This is a genomic window from Kitasatospora sp. NPDC058170, from assembly GCF_042883905.1.
Lineage (GTDB): Bacteria > Actinomycetota > Actinomycetes > Streptomycetales > Streptomycetaceae > Kitasatospora.
Genome location: NZ_JBHVUV010000026.1, coordinates 1 through 19,468 on the forward strand (window position 1 = coordinate 1; position 19,468 = coordinate 19,468).

Annotated in this window: 18 protein-coding genes; 7 read left to right on the forward strand and 11 right to left on the reverse strand. The window is 74.1% G+C overall.

Going from position 1 to position 19,468, the window contains the following annotated elements; all coding sequences use genetic code 11:
- Positions 1–77: 77 nt before the first annotated feature.
- Together ACFVVX_RS27130 and tcr3 are read right to left on the reverse strand one after the other, a co-directional pair.
- Positions 78–647, reverse strand: coding sequence for a flavin reductase family protein (locus tag ACFVVX_RS27130; RefSeq protein WP_387949239.1), 570 nt, complete (start codon positions 645–647; stop codon positions 78–80).
- Positions 648–764: 117 nt separating this feature from the next.
- A complete protein-coding gene (gene tcr3, locus ACFVVX_RS27135; protein WP_387949240.1) occupies positions 765–2,300 on the reverse strand; it encodes a tetracycline efflux MFS transporter Tcr3 in 1,536 nt (511 codons plus the stop codon).
- A gap of 270 nt (positions 2,301–2,570) precedes the next feature.
- Between tcr3 and ACFVVX_RS27140 the strand changes: the two genes are divergently transcribed.
- Positions 2,571–3,068, forward strand: coding sequence for a MarR family winged helix-turn-helix transcriptional regulator (locus ACFVVX_RS27140; RefSeq protein WP_387949241.1), 498 nt, complete (start codon positions 2,571–2,573; stop codon positions 3,066–3,068).
- Here the strand turns inward: ACFVVX_RS27140 and asnB are convergent.
- The 4 genes from asnB to ACFVVX_RS27160 all read right to left on the reverse strand — a co-directional run bounded on the left by asnB (position 3,052) and on the right by ACFVVX_RS27160 (position 7,744).
- A complete protein-coding gene (gene asnB, locus ACFVVX_RS27145) occupies positions 3,052–4,881 on the reverse strand; it encodes an asparagine synthase (glutamine-hydrolyzing) (protein WP_387949242.1) in 1,830 nt (609 codons plus the stop codon). The genes ACFVVX_RS27140 and asnB overlap by 17 nt on opposite strands.
- Before the next feature lie 2 nt (positions 4,882–4,883).
- A complete protein-coding gene (locus ACFVVX_RS27150; RefSeq protein ID WP_387949243.1) occupies positions 4,884–5,138 on the reverse strand; it encodes an acyl carrier protein in 255 nt (84 codons plus the stop codon).
- 120 nt (positions 5,139–5,258) lie between these two features.
- Entirely contained in the window at positions 5,259–6,467 is a 1,209-nt protein-coding gene (locus tag ACFVVX_RS27155; RefSeq protein WP_387949244.1) for a ketosynthase chain-length factor, read from the reverse strand.
- Complete coding sequence (locus ACFVVX_RS27160; protein WP_387949245.1) at positions 6,464–7,744, reverse strand: beta-ketoacyl-[acyl-carrier-protein] synthase family protein; 1,281 nt, start codon at positions 7,742–7,744, stop codon at positions 6,464–6,466. Before ACFVVX_RS27160 ends, ACFVVX_RS27155 begins: the two co-directional genes overlap by 4 nt.
- 238 nt (positions 7,745–7,982) lie before the next feature.
- Here ACFVVX_RS27160 and ACFVVX_RS27165 point away from each other — a divergent pair, with 238 nt between their 5' ends.
- Both ACFVVX_RS27165 and ACFVVX_RS27170 read left to right on the forward strand, forming a co-directional pair.
- Positions 7,983–9,224: an FAD-dependent monooxygenase gene (locus tag ACFVVX_RS27165; RefSeq protein WP_387949246.1), complete on the forward strand. Its 1,242-nt coding sequence runs from the start codon at positions 7,983–7,985 to the stop codon at positions 9,222–9,224.
- Positions 9,225–9,308: 84 nt separating this feature from the next.
- Positions 9,309–10,730 (forward strand): cation:proton antiporter, encoded by a 1,422-nt coding sequence (locus ACFVVX_RS27170; RefSeq protein WP_387949247.1) that lies wholly within the window; start codon positions 9,309–9,311, stop codon positions 10,728–10,730.
- Between the two features lie 72 nt (positions 10,731–10,802).
- On the opposite strand, the gene ACFVVX_RS27175 is transcribed toward ACFVVX_RS27170, so the two are convergent.
- Together ACFVVX_RS27175 and ACFVVX_RS27180 are read right to left on the reverse strand one after the other, a co-directional pair.
- Positions 10,803–11,027 (reverse strand): DUF6059 family protein, encoded by a 225-nt coding sequence (locus ACFVVX_RS27175; protein WP_387949248.1) that lies wholly within the window; start codon positions 11,025–11,027, stop codon positions 10,803–10,805.
- Positions 11,028–11,072: 45 nt separating this feature from the next.
- Positions 11,073–11,516, reverse strand: coding sequence for a DUF2809 domain-containing protein (locus tag ACFVVX_RS27180; RefSeq protein ID WP_387949249.1), 444 nt, complete (start codon positions 11,514–11,516; stop codon positions 11,073–11,075).
- 330 nt (positions 11,517–11,846) lie between these two features.
- Here ACFVVX_RS27180 and ACFVVX_RS27185 point away from each other — a divergent pair, with 330 nt between their 5' ends.
- The gene (locus tag ACFVVX_RS27185; RefSeq protein WP_387949250.1) at positions 11,847–13,310 is read left to right on the forward strand and encodes a DUF2252 domain-containing protein; all 1,464 of its coding nucleotides are present in this window, start codon (positions 11,847–11,849) and stop codon (positions 13,308–13,310) included.
- A 25-nt stretch (positions 13,311–13,335) separates the two neighbouring features.
- Here the strand turns inward: ACFVVX_RS27185 and ACFVVX_RS27190 are convergent, their stop codons facing one another.
- The 3 genes from ACFVVX_RS27190 to ACFVVX_RS27200 form a co-directional block, all read right to left on the reverse strand.
- Positions 13,336–14,037: an alpha/beta fold hydrolase gene (locus ACFVVX_RS27190; RefSeq protein WP_387949251.1), complete on the reverse strand. Its 702-nt coding sequence runs from the start codon at positions 14,035–14,037 to the stop codon at positions 13,336–13,338.
- Between the two features lie 80 nt (positions 14,038–14,117).
- Positions 14,118–15,689 (reverse strand): MFS transporter, encoded by a 1,572-nt coding sequence (locus ACFVVX_RS27195; RefSeq protein ID WP_387949252.1) that lies wholly within the window; start codon positions 15,687–15,689, stop codon positions 14,118–14,120.
- The gene (locus ACFVVX_RS27200; protein WP_387949253.1) at positions 15,686–16,249 is read right to left on the reverse strand and encodes a helix-turn-helix domain-containing protein; all 564 of its coding nucleotides are present in this window, start codon (positions 16,247–16,249) and stop codon (positions 15,686–15,688) included. The genes ACFVVX_RS27195 and ACFVVX_RS27200 overlap by 4 nt, the downstream gene beginning before the upstream one ends.
- Positions 16,250–16,706: 457 nt before the next feature.
- Between ACFVVX_RS27200 and rox the strand changes: the two genes are divergently transcribed.
- From rox to ACFVVX_RS27215, 3 genes are all read left to right on the forward strand, one after another.
- Positions 16,707–18,134 (forward strand): rifampin monooxygenase, encoded by a 1,428-nt coding sequence (gene rox, locus ACFVVX_RS27205; protein WP_387949377.1) that lies wholly within the window; start codon positions 16,707–16,709, stop codon positions 18,132–18,134.
- Between the two features lie 207 nt (positions 18,135–18,341).
- Positions 18,342–19,082: a hypothetical protein gene (locus ACFVVX_RS27210; protein ID WP_387949254.1), complete on the forward strand. Its 741-nt coding sequence runs from the start codon at positions 18,342–18,344 to the stop codon at positions 19,080–19,082.
- Positions 19,079–19,429, forward strand: coding sequence for a winged helix-turn-helix domain-containing protein (locus ACFVVX_RS27215; RefSeq protein WP_387949255.1), 351 nt, complete (start codon positions 19,079–19,081; stop codon positions 19,427–19,429). Before ACFVVX_RS27210 ends, ACFVVX_RS27215 begins: the two co-directional genes overlap by 4 nt.
- Positions 19,430–19,468 lie beyond the last annotated feature (39 nt).

Below are 19,468 nucleotides of genomic sequence, written 5' to 3' on the forward strand. Positions count from 1 at the left end.
GTCCGGGGAGCCGATCCCCGGACGCGGCCCTCGCCGCTGTGGTGACGCGGCCCTCGCCGCTGTCGTCAGCCTGCCGCTCAGCCCTCGGCGGCCAGGGTGAGGGCGACCGCCCGCGGGTCCTCCTCGACCGGCCAGCGGGCGTAGGAGCGGCGCCAGTACATCAGCGGGCTCGGCACCTCGGGCCGGGCGGCGCCGTCCACCACGGCGCCGACCACGATGGTGTGGTCGCCGGCGTCGAGGGCCGAGGCGACCCGGCACTCGGCGTGGGCGACGGCGTCCCCCGGGAAGGTGGGCAGGCCGCCGAGCCGGCTGGGCTCCCACTCGACGCCGCCGAAGCGGTCGCCGCGGGCCGAGGCGAACAGCGCGGAGGTGTCCTCCCCGCCGCCGCGCAGCACGTTCACCGCGAACGCGCCGCGGTCCAGGATGGCCCGCAGCACCCGGCTCTCCCGGTGGATGCAGACCAGCAGCAGGGGCGGCGTCTTGGAGACGCTGCACGCCGCCGAGCAGGTCAGCCCGTACGGCTCGCCGCCGGGGCCGAGGGTGGTCACGACGGTCACGCCGGTGGGCAGCGCTCCCATGATCGACAGGAAGGTCGGGCCGTCGACGCAGTCGGCGAGCAGGTCCTCGGGCAGGGGTATCGGGGGCATGGGTCCTCCACTCTCGGTGGTCTTGGGGATGTCCCCATGCTCGTGGGGGCGCTTCGAGCGGCCGTCGTGTGCCGGTGCCCGCGCGGGAGGCACGCGTGTGCCGGTGCCCGCGCGGGGTCACTCCTCGTCGCGCAGCTCCCGCAGGAGGAAGGTGAGCAGGAAGCCGGCCGCCAGGATCACGCCGCCGACCAGGAACATGCTCTGGAAGCCCGAGGCGAAGGCGTCGACCGCCGACGCGGCGAGCCCGCCGGTGGTGTCCGGGTCGGAGAGCGCCCGGCGGACGGCTTCGTCGCCGTCGAGCGCCCCGCCGATCCGGTCCGCGGCGACGCTGAACAGCACCGACATGAACACCGCGGCGCCCGCCGTGCCGCCGAGCTGGCGGAACAGGCCGGAGGCGGCGTTGGCCACGCCCAGCTCGGACTTGGGCGCCGCGCTCTGGATGGCCAGGGTGATGACGGTCTGCGAGAGGCCGATGCCCAGGCCGAGCCAGGCCGCGAGCAGCACGACCGCCCAGAGCGGGGTGTCGGCCCCGGCGGCGGAGAGGCCCAGCAGCGCGCCGGCCATCGAGCCGAGACCGGCGATCGCGGGCTTCTTGTAGCGGTTCGACTTCTTGATGATCTTCGCGCAGACCATCTGGGAGAGGATCGCCCCGGTCATCACCGGGATGATCACCAGCCCCGCCACGGTGGCGCTGCGGTCCTGCACCAGCTGGAGGAAGAGCGGCAGGGTGGAGACGGTGCCGAAGATGCCGACGCCGATGGTGAAGTTGACGGCGGTGGCCAGGGAGATGCCGCCCCGCCGGAACAGCCGCAGCGGGACCATCGCGGACAGCCCGCGGGCCCGCTCCACCACCGTGAACAGCACCGCGCCGACGGCGGCGACCGCGTACAGCGCCAGCGCGCGGCCCGAGCCCCAGCCCCAGTCGAGGCCCTCCTCGGCGACGATCAGCAGCGGCACCAGCGTGAGCGCGAGGCAGAGGGCGCCCCAGTAGTCGATCGGGTGGTCCGTCCGCCGGTGCGGCAGGTTGAGCGCCTTGCGCACGCTGAGCAGCGCCACCAGCCCGAGCGGCACGTTGATCAGAAAGGCCCAGCGCCAGCCGGTCACCCCGAGGATCTCGCCGGCGCCGGCGAACAGCCCGCCGACCAGCGGGCCGAGCACGCTGGCGGCGACCCAGGCCATCATCAGGTAGGAGAAGTAGCGGCCGCGCTCCCGTACCGGGGCGAGGTCGGCGATCACGGCGGTGGGCAGCGACATCAGGCCGGCGCCGCCGAAGCCCTGGACCACGCGGGCGACGGCGAGGGTCTCCATCGAGTTCGCCGCGGCGCAGGCCGCGGAGCCGACGATGAAGATCACGATCGCCGCCAGGTAGAGCGGCTTGCGGCCGTAGATGTCGGAGAGCTTGCCGTAGAAGGGCATCGCGATCGTGGAGCTCACCAGGTAGCCGGTGATCACCCAGGCCTGGACGGTCTGTCCGTGCAGCTGGTCGCCGATGGTGCGCAGCGCGGTGGAGACGATGGTCTGGTCGAGCGCGGCGAGCAGGACGGCCAGCAGCAGTCCGGAGAGCGCCGTGATGATCTGGCGGTGGGTGAAGCCGGCCGGGCCGGTGTCGTCGTCGGCGACGGCCTCGTCGGTCTGCGAGGCGAGGTTAGCCATTCCTGTTTCTCCATGCGGTGTCGGTCGGTCGGCCCGGTGGCGCCGGTCGGCCGCGCACGGCCGGGTCCGGGCCTGGGTTCGGCCCCGGGTGCGGGTGCGGACCGGGCCGGGCCGGGGTGAGGGCCGGGTGTGGGCCGGGTACGGGTGCGGGCCGGGTGCGGCGCCCCTGAAATCGACAAGCTCTTGTCGAGTTTGAGGGTAGTGGCCATCCCGAGCGAATGACAAGCTCTTGTCGAAACGGCGGGGGCGTGCTGCGATTAGGCTGCCCCCATGACGGACCTCTCCCCCGCGGCCGATACCTTGAGCGAGATCACCACCGAACTCTTCGCCGTCAACGGCGCCCTGCTGCGTGCGGGCGACGCGCTGTCCGGCCGGTTCGGGCTGACCTCCGCGCGGTGGCAGGTCCTCGGCCTGCTGGCGGAGGGCCCGCAGAGCGCCGCCCACCTGGCACGCGAGCGCGGGCTGCGCCGGCAGGCCGCCCAGCAGACCGTCGTCAAACTGGTCGAGGACGGTCTCGTCAGCACCGCGCCCAACCCGGCGGACCGGCGCGCCCCGCTGGTCTCGCTGACCGCCAAGGGAGCCGACGCGCTCGCCCGGCTGGAGCCGGCCGAGCGGCGCTGGCTGGAGCACCTGGCCGCGGCCCTGGACCCGGACGACCTGAAGGCCACGCGGCGGCTGCTGCGTGGCCTTCGTGCGGTCCTGGCGGACGAGCTGCCCCTGTCGGTGACCGACGGGCCGGGCGCCGCCGGGGTCACAGGTCCAGCGTGACCTCGTACTCCCGGAGCCAGGAGTTGAGCCAGAGCACCAGCTCCAGGCTGCCCCGGTCGTAGGGCCGGCTGACCGCGCCCAGCGGCCGGTCGACGAGGGACCGCGCCCGGCCGAGGTCCAGCAGCGGCAGCACCGGCGCGTCCCGGTCGCGCAGCAGCCCCGCGAGCTCGGCGCGCAGCACGCCCTCGTAGCCCGGGTCCTGGGTGGCCGGGTACGGGGTCTTGACCCGTTCGACCACCGAGCGGGGCAGCAGGTCGGAGACGGCCGCCCGCAGCAGGCTCTTCTCCCGCCCGTCGAAGGACTTCATCTCCCAGGGCACGTTGAACACGTACTCCACCAGCCGGTGGTCGCAGAACGGCACCCGGACCTCCAGGCCGACCGCCATGCTCATCCGGTCCTTGCGGTCCAGCAGGGTCTGCACGAACCGGGTCAGGTTGAGGTACGTGACCTCGCGCATCCGGCGGTCCTCGGCGGACTCCCCCGGCAGCACCGGGACTTCGGCGAGCGCCTCGGAGTACCGGGCGGCCCGGTGGCCGTCCAGGTCGAGCTTGTCCAACAGGCCCTGCTGGAACAGCGACCGGCCGCCGAAGTAGCGCGCCGAACCGGAGGTGAGCCAGGGGAAGGTCGCGGCGCGCAGGGCCAGCGGGTTGCGGAACCAGCGGTAGCCGCCGAACAGTTCGTCCGCCGCCTCGCCCGACAGCGCCACCGTGCAGTGCTGCTTCACCGCCCGGAAGAACAGGTACAGCGAGGGCCACATGTCGCCCCAGTACGCGGGCGGCAGGTCGGTCGCCCGCAGCACCGCGGCCCGCACCGCGGGATCCGTCAACTCCGGGCTGTCCAGCAGGATCTCGCGGTGGTCCGCGCCCACGTGCCGGGCGAGGTCGCGGACGAACGGCGCGTCCGGCGCCTGCCGCACCGCGTCCGGGGCGAAGCCGTCGGCCGCCCCCCGGAAGTCCACCGAGAACGAGCGCACCGGCCCGGAGCGGGCGGCCAGCGCGGTGACCGCCGAGGAGTCGAGGCCGCCGGAGAGCAGGACGCCCAGCGGCACGTCCGCGACCAGCTGGCGCGCGACCGTGTCGGACAGCAGCTCCCGGACGGCCCCGATGGTGGCGGGCAGGTCGTCGGTGTGCTCGCGAGCCTCCAGCCGCCAGTACGTCTGGCGGCGCACCCCGCCGCGGCCCACCCTGACCAACTGGCCGGGACGGACCTCGTACATCCCCGAGAAGACGGCCGCCTCGGGCGTCTTGACCATGTCCAGCGCCTCGCACAGCCCCTCCGCGCCGACCCGGCGCGGTACCGTCCGGTCGGCCAGGATCGCCTTCGGCTCCGAGCCGAACAGCACACCCGCGCGGGTCGGGTGGTAGTAGAGCGGCTTGACGCCCATCCGGTCCCGGACCAGCAGCAGTTCCTCGCTCTGCCCGTCCCAGATGCCGAAGGCGTACATGCCGTTCAGCCGCTCGACCAGTGCGGCGCCCCACTGCAGGTAGCCGCGCAGGACGACCTCGGTGTCGCACGCCGTCCGGAACCGGTGGCCGTGCCCGATCAACTCGGCGCGCAGCTCGCGGAAGTTGTAGACCTCCCCGGCGAAGGTGATCGACGCGCTGCGGCCCTCGTGGTCGGCGGTCATCGGCTGCTGCCCGTGCGCCGGGTCGATCACCGCCAGCCGCCGGTGGCCGAAGCCGACCCACGGGCCGAACCAGAGCCCCTCGGCGTCCGGTCCCCGGCAGGCCATGGTGTCCGTCATCGCCTGGAGCAGCTCACGGCGATGCTCGGGGGAGGCCTCGAAGTCGACCGCCCCGACGATTCCGCACACGCTCAACCCGCCTTGGCGAGGCCGAGGTTGACCGCGTCCAGCAGCTGCCGCGGCGTGGTGGCCTCGACCACGACGTCGTCCGGAAGGGCGACGCCCCGGTCCCGCTCGATCATGTTGACGGTGTTGAACAGCGCCAGTGAGTCGTAGCCCAGGGCCTCGAAGGGCACGTCCAGGATGTCGTCGAGGTCGACGCCCTCGTCGCTGCCCGCCGCCTCGCGCAGCGCGCTGATCAGATCGTCAAGGGTGAACTCTGCCATGGTGTTTCCTCAGTTCGGTTGATCGTCGGTCACTTCTTCGCCCGGCAGTTCCGATCGCCGGCCGTTCACTGCGGTCGCCTGCCGTTCACTGCGGTTGCCGGCGGCTCGTCAGCAACTCCGTCAGCAACTCGTCAGCACGAGCGCGCTGTTGAACCCTCCGTGCCCGCGGGCGAGCACCAGGGCGCTCCCCAGCCGGGCCGGCCGGGGCCGGTCCCGTACCAGGTCGAGCTCCCCGTGGGCCGGCCGGTCGATGTGGACGGAGGGCGGGATGACCGAGTCCCGCATGGCCAGCAGCGCCGCCGCCACGTCCAGCGGGGCGCCCCCGGCGAGCAGCCGGCCGGTCATCGTCTTGGGCACCGTCACCGGCACCCCGCGCGGTCCGAACACCGCACTCAGCACCTCGGCCTCCGCGCGGTCCCGCTCGGCCACGCCGCTGGCGTCGGCGAACACCACGTCGATGTCCCCCGGCCCGACCCCGGCGTCGGCCAGGGCCGCGTCGATCGCCCGCCGCAGTCCGGCGGGGCGCCCGGAGCCGGGCCGCGGGTCGAAGGTCGCGGCATAGCCCGCGACCTCGCCGTAGTGGCGGCGCTGCCCGCGCTCCACCGCCCGTTCCGGGGTCTCCAGCACGAGCAGGGCGCCGCCCTCCCCGGGGATCCCGCCCGACGCGTCGGCGTCGAAGGGGACGAAGGCCCGCCGCGGGTCCCGCTCCGCGCTGATCGTGCCGCTGCGGGTGAGGCAGAGCCACGACCACGGGCAGATCGAGCCGTCCACCCCGCCGGCCAGCATCAGCGCGGTGTCCTCCCGGACGTGCCGCCGCGCCTTGGCCAGGGCGTCCAGCCCGCCCGCCTGCTCGGCCACCAGCGCCGAGCCCGGGCCCCGCATGCCGTGCCGGATCGAGATCTGGCCGGTGTTGACCGGGTAGAACCAGGCGAAGGACTGGTAGGCGCTGACGTAGGCCGGGCCCTTGCTCCACAGCGCCTCCAGCTCGCGCTGCCCGAACTCGAACCCGCCCGCCGAGGCGGCCGTGACCACCCCGGCGGCGAAGTCCGGCATCGACGCCGGGTCGGCCCCCGCGTCGGCCAGCGCCTCCTGCGCGGCCACCAGCGCCAGCCTGGTCATGTGGTCGGTCTGCGGAAGCAGCCGGCCCGGCAGGTGGTCCTCCGGCGTGAAGTTCACCTCGCCGGCCACATGGGCCCGGTACCCGGCCGAGTCGAAGCGGGTGAGCGGACCGAGGCCCGAGCGGCCGGCCAGCGTGGCCTCCCAGTACTCCTCCACACCCCAGCCGTTCGGCGCCACGACGCCGATGCCGGTCACCACCACCCTGCTCATGCCCCACTCCGTTCCGGATCCGCCAGCACGATCGCGCTCTGGAAGCCGCCGAAGCCGCTGGCCACGCTGAGCACCGTGGACACCCGCTGCTCCCTGGCCACCAGCGGCACGTAGTCCAGGTCGCACTCGGGATCGGGCACGTGGAGGTTGGCCGTGGGCGGCACCACCGAGTGCTCGATCGCCAGCGCGCTGGCGGCGAACTCCAGGGCGCAGACCGCGCCCAGCGAGTGCCCGATCATCGACTTGATCGAGCTGACCGGCACCCGGTAGGCGTGGTCGCCCAGGCTCTTCTTGAACGCGGCCGTCTCGTGCCGGTCGTTCTGCTTGGTGGCCGAGCCGTGCGCGTTGACGTACGCGATGTCCTCGGGGTTCATCCGGCTGCGGTCGAGCGCGACCCGGATCGCCTCGGCCATCTCGTTCCCGTCCAGCCGCAGCCCGGTCATGCTGTAGGAGTTGCAGCGCCCCGCGTACCCGGTGACCTCGGCGTAGATGTGCGCGCCGCGGCGGCGCGCGTGCTCGCGCTCCTCCAGGACGAACATCGCCGCGCCCTCGCCGAGGGCGAAGCCGTTGCGGGTCAGGTCGAACGGCCGCGAGGCGCTCTGCGGCTCGTCGTTGCGCGGCGTGGTCGCCTTGATCGCGTCGAAGCACGCCACGGTGATCGGGGAGATCGCCGCGTCCGAGGCACCGGCGAGCATCACGTCCGCCTCGCCGTCGCGGATCAGGTCGCACGCGTGGGCGATCACGTCGATCCCGGAGGTGCACCCGGTCGAGACCACGCCCACCGGACCCTCCGCCTCCACCAGCCAGGCCAGTTCGGTCGCCATCGAGGACGGCACGAAGTAGTCGTAGAGGTAGGGCACCCCGTGCGCGTCGTCGACCAGGCGCTTGCGGCCCTCGTCGCTCACCACCGCGAACTCGCGGTCGAGACTGATCGTCATCCCGCACGCCGTGCCCGCCATCACCCCGGTCCGCAGCGGGTCGTTGAGACCCGACACGCCCGAGTCCGCCAGCGCCTCCCGGGCCGCGACCACCGCGAACTGCGCGGTGCGGTCCCACTGCCGGATCTCACGCTGCGTCAGCCCGCTGGCCGCCGGGTCGAATTCACACTCGGCGGCCACCCGGGACCGGAACGGCGACGCGTCGAACGTCGAGATCGTCCGCGTCGCGGTCCGGCCCGCCGTCAGCAGCTCCCAGAAGGCCTTGGTGCCGACCTCGCCGGGCGCCACCACCCCCATCCCGGTCACCACCACACGGCGCCGCCCGTCGTCACCTGACACTGCTGCTCCCCCCGCCCGTCTCCGACCTGCTGTCCGTCTCCGACATGCCCGACGACCTCCTGTACGGCAGGGAATTCCGCCGGTACAGATCGTCGGCTCCCGGCCTCGCGGCGGGTTCGAGCCGTCGTCCACCTGCCCCGCGGACGCCGGCCGGTGCGGCCGCCGCCACCGCGGGCGCGGCCACCGCAGGGCGGCGGCGCGAACCGCCGTTGAGGGCCGCTGCCTAGGGTCTGGGCGCATGGACATCGACACCGATATCTGCGTGGTCGGCGGCGGCCCGGCCGGGCTGACGCTCGCCCTGCTGCTGGTCCGCTCCGGCATCCGGGTCACGCTGCTGGAGCGCAGCCGCTCGCTGGACCGGACGTACCGCGGGGAGATCCTCCAACCCGGCGGCCAGGCGCTGCTGGACGAACTGGGCGTCCTCGGCCCCGCGCGGGAGCACGGCGCCGTCGAGCACGACCGCTTCCTGCTGGAGGAGCACGGGCGGATCCTCATCAACGGCGACTACCGGCGGCTGCCCGGACCGTACAACTGCCTGCTGAGCCTGCCCCAGCGCCACCTGCTGACCGAGCTGCTGGCCGCCTGCGAACGCCACGAGGGGTTCGAGTACCTGGCCGGCACCAAGGCGACCGCACTGGTGGAGGAGGCGGGCGCCGTACGCGGCGTGGTCGCCACCCGGGGGGCCGACCCGGTCGGCCGGGTGGTCCGGGCGCGGTGCGTGGTCGCGGCGGACGGCCGGTTCTCCAAGATCCGCACCCTGGCCGGGATCGGCTACCGGCGCCAGGAGCTGTTCAGCCAGGACGTGCTCTGGTTCCGGCTGAGCGGGTCACCGCCCCCGGCCGGCTCGGGACCGCGGGACGTCCGGGTCTTCCGGGCCGGCGGCAACCCGGTCCTCAGCTACTTCTCGGCGTCGGACTCGGTCCAGCTCGGCTGGACGCTCCCGCACGGCGGGTTCCGGCCACTGGCCGACCGGGGCGCCGGCCACATCGTCGAGCAACTGTGCCGCGCCGCACCGGAGTACGCCGGTCGGATCCGCGCCGAGATCACCGGCTTCGGCGACCTCTCCCTGCTCGACGTCTTCTCCGGCAGCGCCGAGGAGTGGGTGCGCGACGGGCTGGTCCTGATCGGCGACAGCGCCCACACCCACAGCCCGATCGGCGCCCAGGGCATCAACCTGGCCATCCGGGACGCCGTGGCGGCCCACCCGGTCCTGGTCGAGGCGGTCCGCAGCGGCGACGCGGGCGCGGACCGGCTGCGGGCCTACACCGCGCTGCGCCGGCCCGAGGTGGACCGGATCACCCGGATCCAGCGGGTCCAGAGCCGGATGATGCTCTCCACCGGACGCCTCTCCTCGACGGTCCGCCCCCGGACGGCGGCGCTGCTGTCCAGGACACCGCTCTACGGCGCGATGCTGCGCCGGATCGCCTTCGGCACCTCGCCCGTCCGGCTCCGGACCGATCTGCTCGCCGCCGGGCGATGACCGCCGCCCTCCCCCGACCCGGTACCGACCGTACCGGCACGGCCACCGCCCCCGACCGGGCGCCGAACGAAGAGGTCGCACACGATGAGCCCACTGGTCGCCTCCCCTCCCCATGATTCGTACCTCCCCGTGAGCCCGCACCCGCAGCTGCTCGCCGCCGGTCCGACCGAGGCGCAGACGGCGGCCGGGGTGCTCGTCGCCCTCGCCGTCATCCTCGCCACGGCCTTCGTCTGCGGGCGGCTCGCCGTCCGGCTGCGCCAGCCGGCCGTCATGGGCGAGATCGTCGGCGGTGTCGCCCTGGGCCCCAGCCTGCTCGGGCTGCTCCCCGGGCACCTGGACACCGTCCTGTTCCCCGCCGAGGTCCAGCCCTTCCTTCGGGTGCTCTCCCAACTGGGCCTGGTCTTCTTCATGTTCATCGTCGGCTACCAGTTCGACATCGGGCACCTGCGCGGGGCCGGACGCCAGGTGACCGCGGTCTCGCTCAGCTCCGTCGCGCTCCCCTTCGCGCTCGGCCTGGGCCTCGCGGTGCTGCTCCAGCCCTGGTTCGACGCCTCGCAGTTGACGACGGACGACTGGCTCGGCCCGGCCCTCTTCCTGGGCGCGGCGATGTCCATCACCGCCTTCCCCGTCCTCGCCAGGATCATCGCCGAGCGCCGGATGCAGCAGGATCCGCTCGGCAGCATGTCGCTGGCCTGCGCCGCCCTCCAGGACTTCCTCGCCTGGTGCGCGCTGGCCGTGGTGGTGGCCGTGGTGAAGTCCCAGAGCCCGTGGGCCCTGGGCCGGTTGGCGCTGAACTCGGCCCTGGTCGTCCTGGTCCTCGCCTTCGTCGTGCGCCCCGGCCTCGGCTGGCTGCTGGCGCCGGAGCGCCGCCGCTCCGTCGGCGGCCCGTGGATCCACGCCGTCCTCGTCACCGGGACGCTGCTCACCGCCTACGTCACCAGCACGATCGGCCTGGACGCCGTCTTCGGCGCCTTCATGTTCGGGGCGGCGGTACCGCGCCGGCGGATCGACGTCCTCGCACCGGAGGTCCCGGAGCGCATCGAGCAGGCCGGGCTCCTGCTGCTGCCCGCCTTCTTCACCGTCACCGGCCTGTCCGTCGACCTGGCGGGCCTCGGGCTGCACGGCCTGGTCATCGTCGCCGCGGTGCTGGTGACGGCCTGCACCGGCAAGTTCGTCGGCGCCGCCGTCGCCGCCCGGCTGACCGGGTCGACCAGGCGCGATGCCGCCGTCCTCGGCATCCTGCTCAACGCCCGGGGGCTCACCGAACTGGTGATCCTGAACGTGGGCCACCGGCTGGGGGTCATCGACACCCGGATGTTCAGCGCCATGGTGGTGATGGCACTGGTCACCACCCTGATGACCGGGCCGCTGCTGCGACGCGTCCCGCCGAGGGAGGAGCCGCCGCGCGAGGGGCCGCCGCTTGAGGAGGCGACGCCTGAGGAGGCACCGGCCTCGGCCTCGGCCCGGTCCGCCGCCTCCGGCGCGGTGTCCGGCGCGGGCGCCTGACCGTTCGCTCCGCGTGCCCCGGGCCGGGGCACGCGGAGCGGAGCGGCCGGGGCGGTCGGGGCGGCAGGCCGGTCAGGGCTCGTGGTGCGCCGGCCCGTCGGCCAGGCCGCGGAGCTGGCGCCGCAGCCCCACCTCGACGGCGCTGAGCGGCACCTCGGGGCAGAGCCGCTCCGGGTGCCCCGGCACCGGGCCGCTCCGCGACGGCGGGAGCACCGGCGGGACGTACCCCGAGATCTGCCCCGAGACGATCAGGCCTCGCAGCAGGAAACGCAGGCAGGAGCCGAGCAGTGAGTACATCCGTCGAGAGTGGCGCGCGGCCTCGGAGCCGTCGTACAGGCGCGCTCAAGCCCGAGGACGGCCCGACCCGGACGGCGCCGGCCGCCCGGCGCCGCGCAGCAGGGGCGTACGCAGCAGAGCCGTGTGCAGCAGGGCGGCGAGCGCCGCGCCGACCAGGTACCAGAGCAGGTCCGGCGGGTTGAAGGTGGAGCCGAGGACCAGCCGCGCGAGCGTACTGCGGCGGCCGAGGCCGTCGGGCACCCCGGTGAGCTGGAACAGCTCGACCGCCCAGCTCAGCGCGGCGGCCACCAGGCCCGCACGCACCGGGCGCACCCGCGGGGCGACGGCCACCACCAGCGCGTACAGCAGCACCGTGTAGAGCCCGTCGCCCGCGTACTTGGCCACCGCCCCGCCCGCCAGCGCCCGCACCCCGAGCCCGGCCGCCACCACCGCCACCGCCGCCGCGCCCGCGGTCACCCGCGTTCCGGCCGTCCCCCGAAGATCGTCCACCCGGCCACTCTAGTGCCGCGTCAGGCAACCTTCGCCCCGTCGCGACGCCCGGCACGCACTCTCGCCGCACCGGCCGAAAGCCCAAGTACGTCCAGTACGAGGACTTCCGGCCGGCACGCCGATAGCACGCACCGGACGCCGCTCCTTGACGGGCAAAAGTTGCCTGACGCGGCACTAGGACGTACCCGACCGCGGAACCGCGCCCTCCTCTCCGGCGTCCCTCCCCGTGCGGGTCGACCGAAGCGGCCAGGTACCCTGCTGCGCGGCCCGCGAGGGGCCTGGTCCGCGCGGGGCGCGGGCCGGAACGACGGAGGAAACGGGGCGGGCGCAGTGACGCAGCTGACCGATGCGGTGGACGGGTCCGGCAGGCCGGCGGGCAAGGCGGACGCGGTGGCGACCGGACGGAGGGCCGGGCGCCGGTTCACCGTGGAGGGGTTCGCGCCGCGGCACGACGGCCGGGCCCGGGAGCGCGGCAAGGCGCTGCGGGGGCGCACGCCCCGCGAGCGGCACGGCGAGTTCGTCCCCGCCGACGACCGCCCGACCGCCGTCGAGGCGATCGAGGCGTCCAATGCGGGCCGCCTCGCCGATCTGGTGCCGATCCGCCTCGGCCGGATGGCGGCCACGCCGTTCGCGTTCCTGCGCGGCTCGGCCGGGCTGATGGCCGCCGACCTCGCCGCCACGCCCACCACCGGGATAGTCGCCCAGCTCTGCGGCGACGCGCATGCCGCCAACTTCGGCCTGTACGGTGACGCCCGCGGCCAACTGGTCATGGACATCAACGACTTCGACGAGACCGTGCCCGGCCCCTGGGAGTGGGACCTCAAGCGGCTCGCCGCCAGCCTGGTGCTGGCCGGCCGCGAGGTCGGCGCCGACGAGACGACCGCCCGGCAGGCGGCCTACGACGCGACCGGCTCGTACCGCCGCACGATGCGGGCGCTCGCGAAGCTGCCCGCGCTGGACGCCTGGAACGCCGTCGCGGACGACCAGCTGGTCTCCTTCGCCCAGGCGCACGACCTGGCCGAGGTGCTGAACAGGGTCGGCACCAAGGCGCTCGGCAACACCAGTGCCAGGTTCGCCGCCAAGTCCACCGTCCGCACCGAGGACGGCGGCTGGCGCTTCACCGCCGCGCCGCCGGTGCTCAGCGAGGTCCCCGACGCGACGGCCTCCGCCGTGGCGGTCGCGCTCGGCCCGTACGTGCGCACGGTGGCCGGCGAGCTGCACCCGCTGCTCTCCCGCTACCACGTGCAGGACGTGGCGTTCCGGGTGGTCGGCACCGGCAGCGTCGGCACCCGCTCCTACGTGGTCCTGCTGACCGACCACCGGGAGCAGCCGCTGGTCCTCCAGGTCAAGGAGGCCCGCCCCTCCGTCCTGCTGCCGCACCTGGCCCGCGCGGGCTACCCGGTGACGGCGCCGGACAGCCACGAGGGCCGCCGGGTGGTGCTCGGCCAGCAGCGCATGCAGGTGGTCAGCGACACCCTGCTGGGCTGGACCACCGTGGACGGGCTGCCCTACCAGGTGCGGCAGTTCCGCAACCGCAAGGGCAGCGTGGACCCGGCGGCGCTGCTGCCCGGCCAGCTGGACGACTACGCCCGGATCACCGGCGCCCTGCTGGCCCGGGCCCACGCGCACACCGCGGACCCGGGCCTGCTCGGCGGCTACTGCGGCAAGAACGAGGAGCTGGACGAGGCGGTCGCCGGCTTCGCGGTGGCGTACGCGGACCGCACCGAGGCGGACCACGCCGAGCTGGTCGCGGCCGTCCGGGCGGGCCGGCTCCCGGCCGAGCACGGGGTCTGAGGTTCTGAGGGGGGCAGCCCGGCGGTCAGTCCGCCCGGCCGGCGGGGTGCAGGAACGGTGCGACCACCGCGACGTACTCCGCCGGCCGGCTGTGGTGCACCAGGTGTCCGGCCTCGACGGTCACCACCCGGCAGTCCGGGATCCGGCGGGCCAGTTCGGCGATCCGGTCCTGCGGGACGTGGCTCGCCGGTCCGCCGGCCACCACCAGGGTCGGTGCGGCGATGTCCGCCAGGCGCTCCAGCCAGGCCGGCTCCGGCGTGTCGATCTGCGCCTTGATCTGCCCGACCGCCGCCCAGTCGAAGTCCACCGGTCCGTCGGGGGCGTCGGCCACGGGCGTGGCCGGGCGCGGGTGGGGCGCCGGGATGTCCTCCAGGACGAGCCGCCCGACCCGCTCGGGGCGCGACTGCGCGAGCAGGTAGGCGACCACGCCGCCCATCGAGTGGCCGACGACGTCCACCCGCTCCAGTCCGAGCGCGTCCAGGAAGGCGACCACGTCGTCCCGCATCAGTTCGAGGCCGTAGCGGGCGGGGCGGTCGCTGTCACCGTGGCCGCGCAGGTCCAGGGCGTACACCCGGTGGTGCGGGGCGAGCTGCGGGAGCACCCCGTCCCAGTCCGCTCCCCGCTCGCCCAGGGCGTGCAGGAGCAGCAGCGGCGGGGCGCCGGCCCTGCCGTGCTCGCGGTAGGCGAGGCGGAGCTCCCCGAGGTCCACGGTCAGCTGATCGGTCATGCCGATCACCGTAGGCCCGGACCGGCCGGTCCCGGAACGCTGTTCGCCAGCCGCACAATCCGGAACCGCCGCGGGGGGTCTCAGCGTTCCGCTCCCACCGCCGAGGGCCCGGGCGCGGCCACCGCCGCCGGCGGTTTCCCCTCCTTCGCCACCCGGCTCGCGTACACCGACGCCAGCACCGCCAGGCCCGCCACCGCCGCGCACACGGCGCTCGCCCAGGAGTAGGCCGCCCGGTGCCCGCCCCCGCCCGCGGTGGCCCGGAGGTACAGCCCGGACAGTGCGGAGACGCAGACCGCCGCCGCGATCCGCTGTGCCATCTGCAGGATCGCACCGCTCACCCCGGCCGCCTCGGCGGGCGCGTGGCGCAGCACGTAGGCCTGGTTGGTGGCCCCCATCACGCCGATGGCCGCTCCGCCGAGCAGCTGCAGCAGCGCCAGCACCCAGGGCAGGGCGGCCGGCGGCGCCCAGTGCACGACCAGGCCGCCGGCGAGCATCACCAGGGCGGAGGCGGTCATGCCGGCGGTCACGGTCCGTCGGCCGAAGCGCTGGACGACCCGCCAGGCGAGCGCCGAGGCCACGCCCATCGCCACCGCCGAGGGCAGTGAGACCAGGGCGGCGCCCATCGGGGAGAGCCCGAGGCCGTCCTGGAGGAACATCGTGAGCACCAGCCCGGCGGCGATGGACGAGCCGAACTGGGCCATCGCCACCGCCGTGCCGAGTGCGTACGGCGCCGAGCGGGTGAGCGCGGGGTGGATCAGCGGGTGGCCGCCGGCCCGGGCGTAGCGGCGCTGCCACCAGGCGAGCGCGCCGAGCAGCAGGCAGGCGCCGGTGGTGAAGGCCAGCCAGCCGGTCCAGCCGGGCGGCTGGACGAAGGGCAGCATCAGCGTCAGGGTCAGCGCGGCGACCAGCAGCAGGCCGACCAGGTCGAGGTCGGCGTGCCGGGCGCTGGGGCGAGGGCGCGGCAGGTAGCGGGCGGCCAGGGCGACGGTGGCCAGGCCGAACGGCACATTGAGTAGGAAGGTCAGCCGCCAGCCGTGTTCGGGCCCGACCGCCGCCAGGACGGCGCCGCCGATCGGCGGCCCGAGCGCGAAGGCCAGCCCGCCGGTGACGGCGTACATCCCGAGGGCCCGGGCGCGCAGCTGGCCGCTGAACACGTCCTGGAGGGTGCCGATCATCTGGGAGTTGACCAGGCCGGCCCCGGCGCCCTGGAGCAGCCGCGCGGCGACCAGTACCCAGGGCTCGGTGGCGCTCGCGGAGAGCAGGCTGACCGCGGTGAACAGGGCCAGTCCGGTGACGAAGAACCACTTGCGGCCCCTGACGTCGCCGAGCCGCCCGCCGGGGATCAGTGCCAGGCCGAAGGCGAGCGAGTACCCGGCGACGATCCACTGCAGGTGGGCGGGCTGGGCGTGCAGGCTCTCGCGCAGGGCGGGGATCGAGGTGTTGAGGACGGACTGGTCGAGCAGGGTGGTGAAGCCTCCGGCCACGCAGACCAGCAGCACCCGGCGCCCGGCGGCGTCGAAGCGCACGGGGGCGGCGGGCGGCGTCGGCCCCGCGGCGGGTACCGGCGGCTTGCCGGGTATCGGTCCGTTGCCGGGTATCGGTCCCTCGGCGGGCGTAGGTCCCTCGGCGGGTATCGGCTCCTTGGCGGTCACGGCTCGACCACCACCAGCGCGTACCGGGCGTCCCCCGGTCCGGGGCTGCGGAACCGGGTGGTGCCGCAGACGAAGCGCAGGCAGTCCCCGGCGGCGAGCAGCTGCGGCTCGCCGTCGACGGTCAGCTCCAACCGGCCCTCCAGGACCCAGATGTGGTGCTCCAGCCCGGGCACGGAAGGCCGGTCGTAGGCGATGTCGGCACCCGGCGGCAACCGCCCCTCGATGATCTCGGCCCGCAGCGAGCCGTGCGGCGGCGACACCGAGCGCCGCACGAACCCGGTGGCCTCGTCGCGCCAGACCCGCTGCTCCCCGGCCCGGACCAGCCGGGCGGGGGCGGACTCCACCTCGGCGAGCAGCCGCGACATGGTGCGTCCGTACACCGCGCAGAGCCGTCCGAGCAGGGCGGCGGTCGGACTGACCTCGGCCCGCTCGACCCGGGACAGCGTGGACCGGCTGACGTCCGCCCGCCGGGCCAACTCCTCCAGCGTCCAACCGCGTTCGATGCGGAGCTCGGCAAGTCGGGTGGCCAGCCGCTCGTCGGCGGCCGTGTCGATTCCCATATTCGTGATGCTATCCCAGATACGGGATCACCAGGAGGCGCCCGACGAGGGCTCCGCACCGCTCCAGGTCCGCCGTTCCGGTTGCTCCGGCCGTTCCGCGGCGGCTTCCGCAGGCCGCCCGGGGATCCCGCCGGGGTGCCGGGGCGCCGGAGTGCCACGAAAAAGACAAAGGCAAGGAGGTCACACTCTCCTTGCCACTCTCAACATATAGCGCACCCGGGGGCTTGCGGCAAGGCCCGGGTCGTCCCGCAAAATGGTCGACCAAGGCCAGACACCTGCGGAAATAACGGACTTGCGAGGTACCTCCGCTCTTGTGCACGTACGGGCTGCCCCGGGGCGTCCGGCCACAGGCGGGACCGCGGTGCGGTTGCGGGGCCCGGCGGCGGAGGTGCGGTGCGGGTACCGCCGGACCGCGCGGGCTCCGGTCGAAATCCAATCTCGTTGAATGGGCGTACTGATGATTGACGTGATCGTGGTCGGCGGCGGACCGACCGGCCTGATGCTGGCCGGCGAGTTGCGGCTGCACGGCGTGCGGGTGGTCGTGCTGGAGAAGCTGGCCGAGCCGACCGGGCAGTCCCGCGGGCGCGGCCTGCACACGCGCAGCGTCGAGATGATGGACCAGCGCGGCCTGCTGGACCGGTTCCTCGCGGTGAGCGAGAGGTTCCAGGTCGGCGGGCTCTTCGGCGGCATCGTCAAGCCCTGGCCGGACCTCCTGGACACGGCGCACCCGTACGGCCTCTCCACCCTGCAGCCGGTCACCGAGCGCCTGCTCACCGAGCACGCCCTCGAACTGGGTACCGAGATCAGGCGCGGCTGCGAGGTGGTCGGGCTGGGCCAGGACGAGGACGGGGTGACCGTCGAACTCGCCGACGGTACCCGGCTGCAGGCCCGCTACCTGGTCGGCTGCGACGGCGGCCGAAGCCTGGTCCGCAGGGAGCTCGGTGTCGGCTTCCCCGGAGAGCCCGCCAAGGTCGAGACGCTGCTGGGCGACATGGAGATGACCGAGGACCCGGCGGTGGTCGCCGCCGTCGTCGACGAGGTCCGCAGGACCCAGCTGCGCTTCGGCACCATTCCCAACGGGGACGGGACGTACCGCATCATCGTGCCCGCCGAGGGCGTGGCCGAGGACCGGACGACCGCGCCGACCCTGGAGGAGTTCAAGCAGCAGCTGCGGTCCTGCGCGGGCACCGACTTCGGGGTGCACTCGCCGCGCTGGCTGTCCCGGTTCGGCGACGCCACCCGGCAGGCCGAGCGGTACCGGGTCGGCCGGGTGCTGCTGGCCGGGGACGCCGCGCACATCCACCCGCCGACCGGCGGGCAGGGCCTCAACCTCGGTGTGCAGGACGCGTTCAACCTCGGCTGGAAGCTGGCCGCCGCGGTCGACGGCTGGGCGCCGGAGGGGCTGCTGGACAGCTACCACGCCGAACGGCACCCGGTGGGCGCCCGCGTGCTGGACAACACCCGTGCGCAGATGGTGCTGCTGGGCACCGATCCGGGCGCGACCGCGCTGCGGGAGCTGCTCTCCACCCTGATGGACTTCGAGGAGGTGAACCGGTACGTGACCGGGCTCATCACCGCGGTCGGGGTCCGCTACGACTTCGGCGAGGGCCACGAACTGCTCGGCCGGCGGCTGCGGGACGTGCAGCTGAAGCAGGGCCGCCTCTACGAGTTGATGCGCGGCGGCCGCGGGCTGCTGCTCGACCAGACCGGCCGGCTGTCGGTGGCCGGCTGGGCGGACCGTGTCGACCACGTCGTCGACGTCAGCGAGGAACTCGACGTCCCCGCGGTCCTGTTGCGCCCGGACGGCCACGTGGCGTGGGTCGGCGAGGACCAGCAGGACCTGCTCGACCGGCTGCCGACGTGGTTCGGCGCCGCCTCCGACTGAGCACGCGGTCGCGGCGCGGCGGGCACCCGCCGGGCCGCACCGAGCCGCGCCGGGCCGCGCCGGGCCCACCACCTGCGGCGATGTCCCGATCCCGCGAACCACGCGCACGCCTTCCGCAACGCCGCTCCAGGACAGGGGAGTTCACCGACCGAACTGTCATTCCGTCGATCTCTTGCCACGACTACTCTGTGATGCAAAGCTGACTGCATGACAGACGAAACGGTGTCCGCGCCGGGCACCCCTCACGAAGTCCTCGCCAATCTCGGCGACTTGACCCGCAGGGTCCGCGCCGCCCAGCGCGGCACCTGGTTCCCCCTCCTGCTCCTGGGTGTGCTCACGCTGGGCGGCATCGTCGCCAACCGCCTCACCTTCAGCGTCCGGACCGTGGCCTGCCGGGATGTCAGCGACTCGGCCGGCCCCGGCTGCCTCCTCGTCAAGCAGGGCTCACCGGCCTACTGGACGCTCGGGCTCCTCCTCGCCTACACCGCGACCGCGGTCTTCTACGTCCGCCGCTCCCGCAGCCGCGGTGTGGGCACCCCCGTCCGGCCGTACGTCATCGCCGGGATCGTCCTGGTCGCCCTGGTGGCCGCCACCGGCTTCTGGGCCACCCGCCACCTCACGCCTTACGGCCCGATCGACTTCTGGGGCCTGCACCTTGACCCCTCGTCAGAACTGACGATGTTCATCGAACGGGCCACCGGAGGGGCCGCCTCCGTGGGGCTTCCGCTCCTGGTGCTGTCCTGGGTGGAACGCAGCCGCGCCCTGCTGCTCTTCGCCCTGGCCTACCTCACCATCGAACTGGCACCGATCGCCACCGGCTGGGCGGGGATCGACGCCACCTCCCCCTGGTCGAGCCTCCCCCGTCTGGCCGTCCCCGGCGTGTTCCTGCTGCTCGGCGCGCTCGGCTTCGCCCTGACCCAACTGCCCCGCCACCGCGCCCTGTCATGACCGATCAGAGCGACCAGGCTGCCGACCAGGCCGGCCAGCACCCCGTCAACAGCCTGGACGACGTCGTCCACCAGCGCGTCCGCCTCGGCATCCTCACCGTCGCCCACCACGCCCGCCGCGTCGAGTTCGGGTTCCTGCGCACCACCCTCGAACTCACCGCCGGGAACCTCGGACAGCACCTCACCGTCCTGGAGAAGGCCGGACTGATCCAGATCGAGAAGGGCTACGAAGGCCGGCGCCCCCGCACCTGGATCACCCTCACCCCGGCCGGCGACCAGGCCCTCCGCGAGGAGGTCACCCAACTCAAGCGCCTCATCCACCAGATCGAACAGAACGTCGCGCCATGACGGCCACCCGCACCTAACCACCCGAGCCCACTGCGTCCC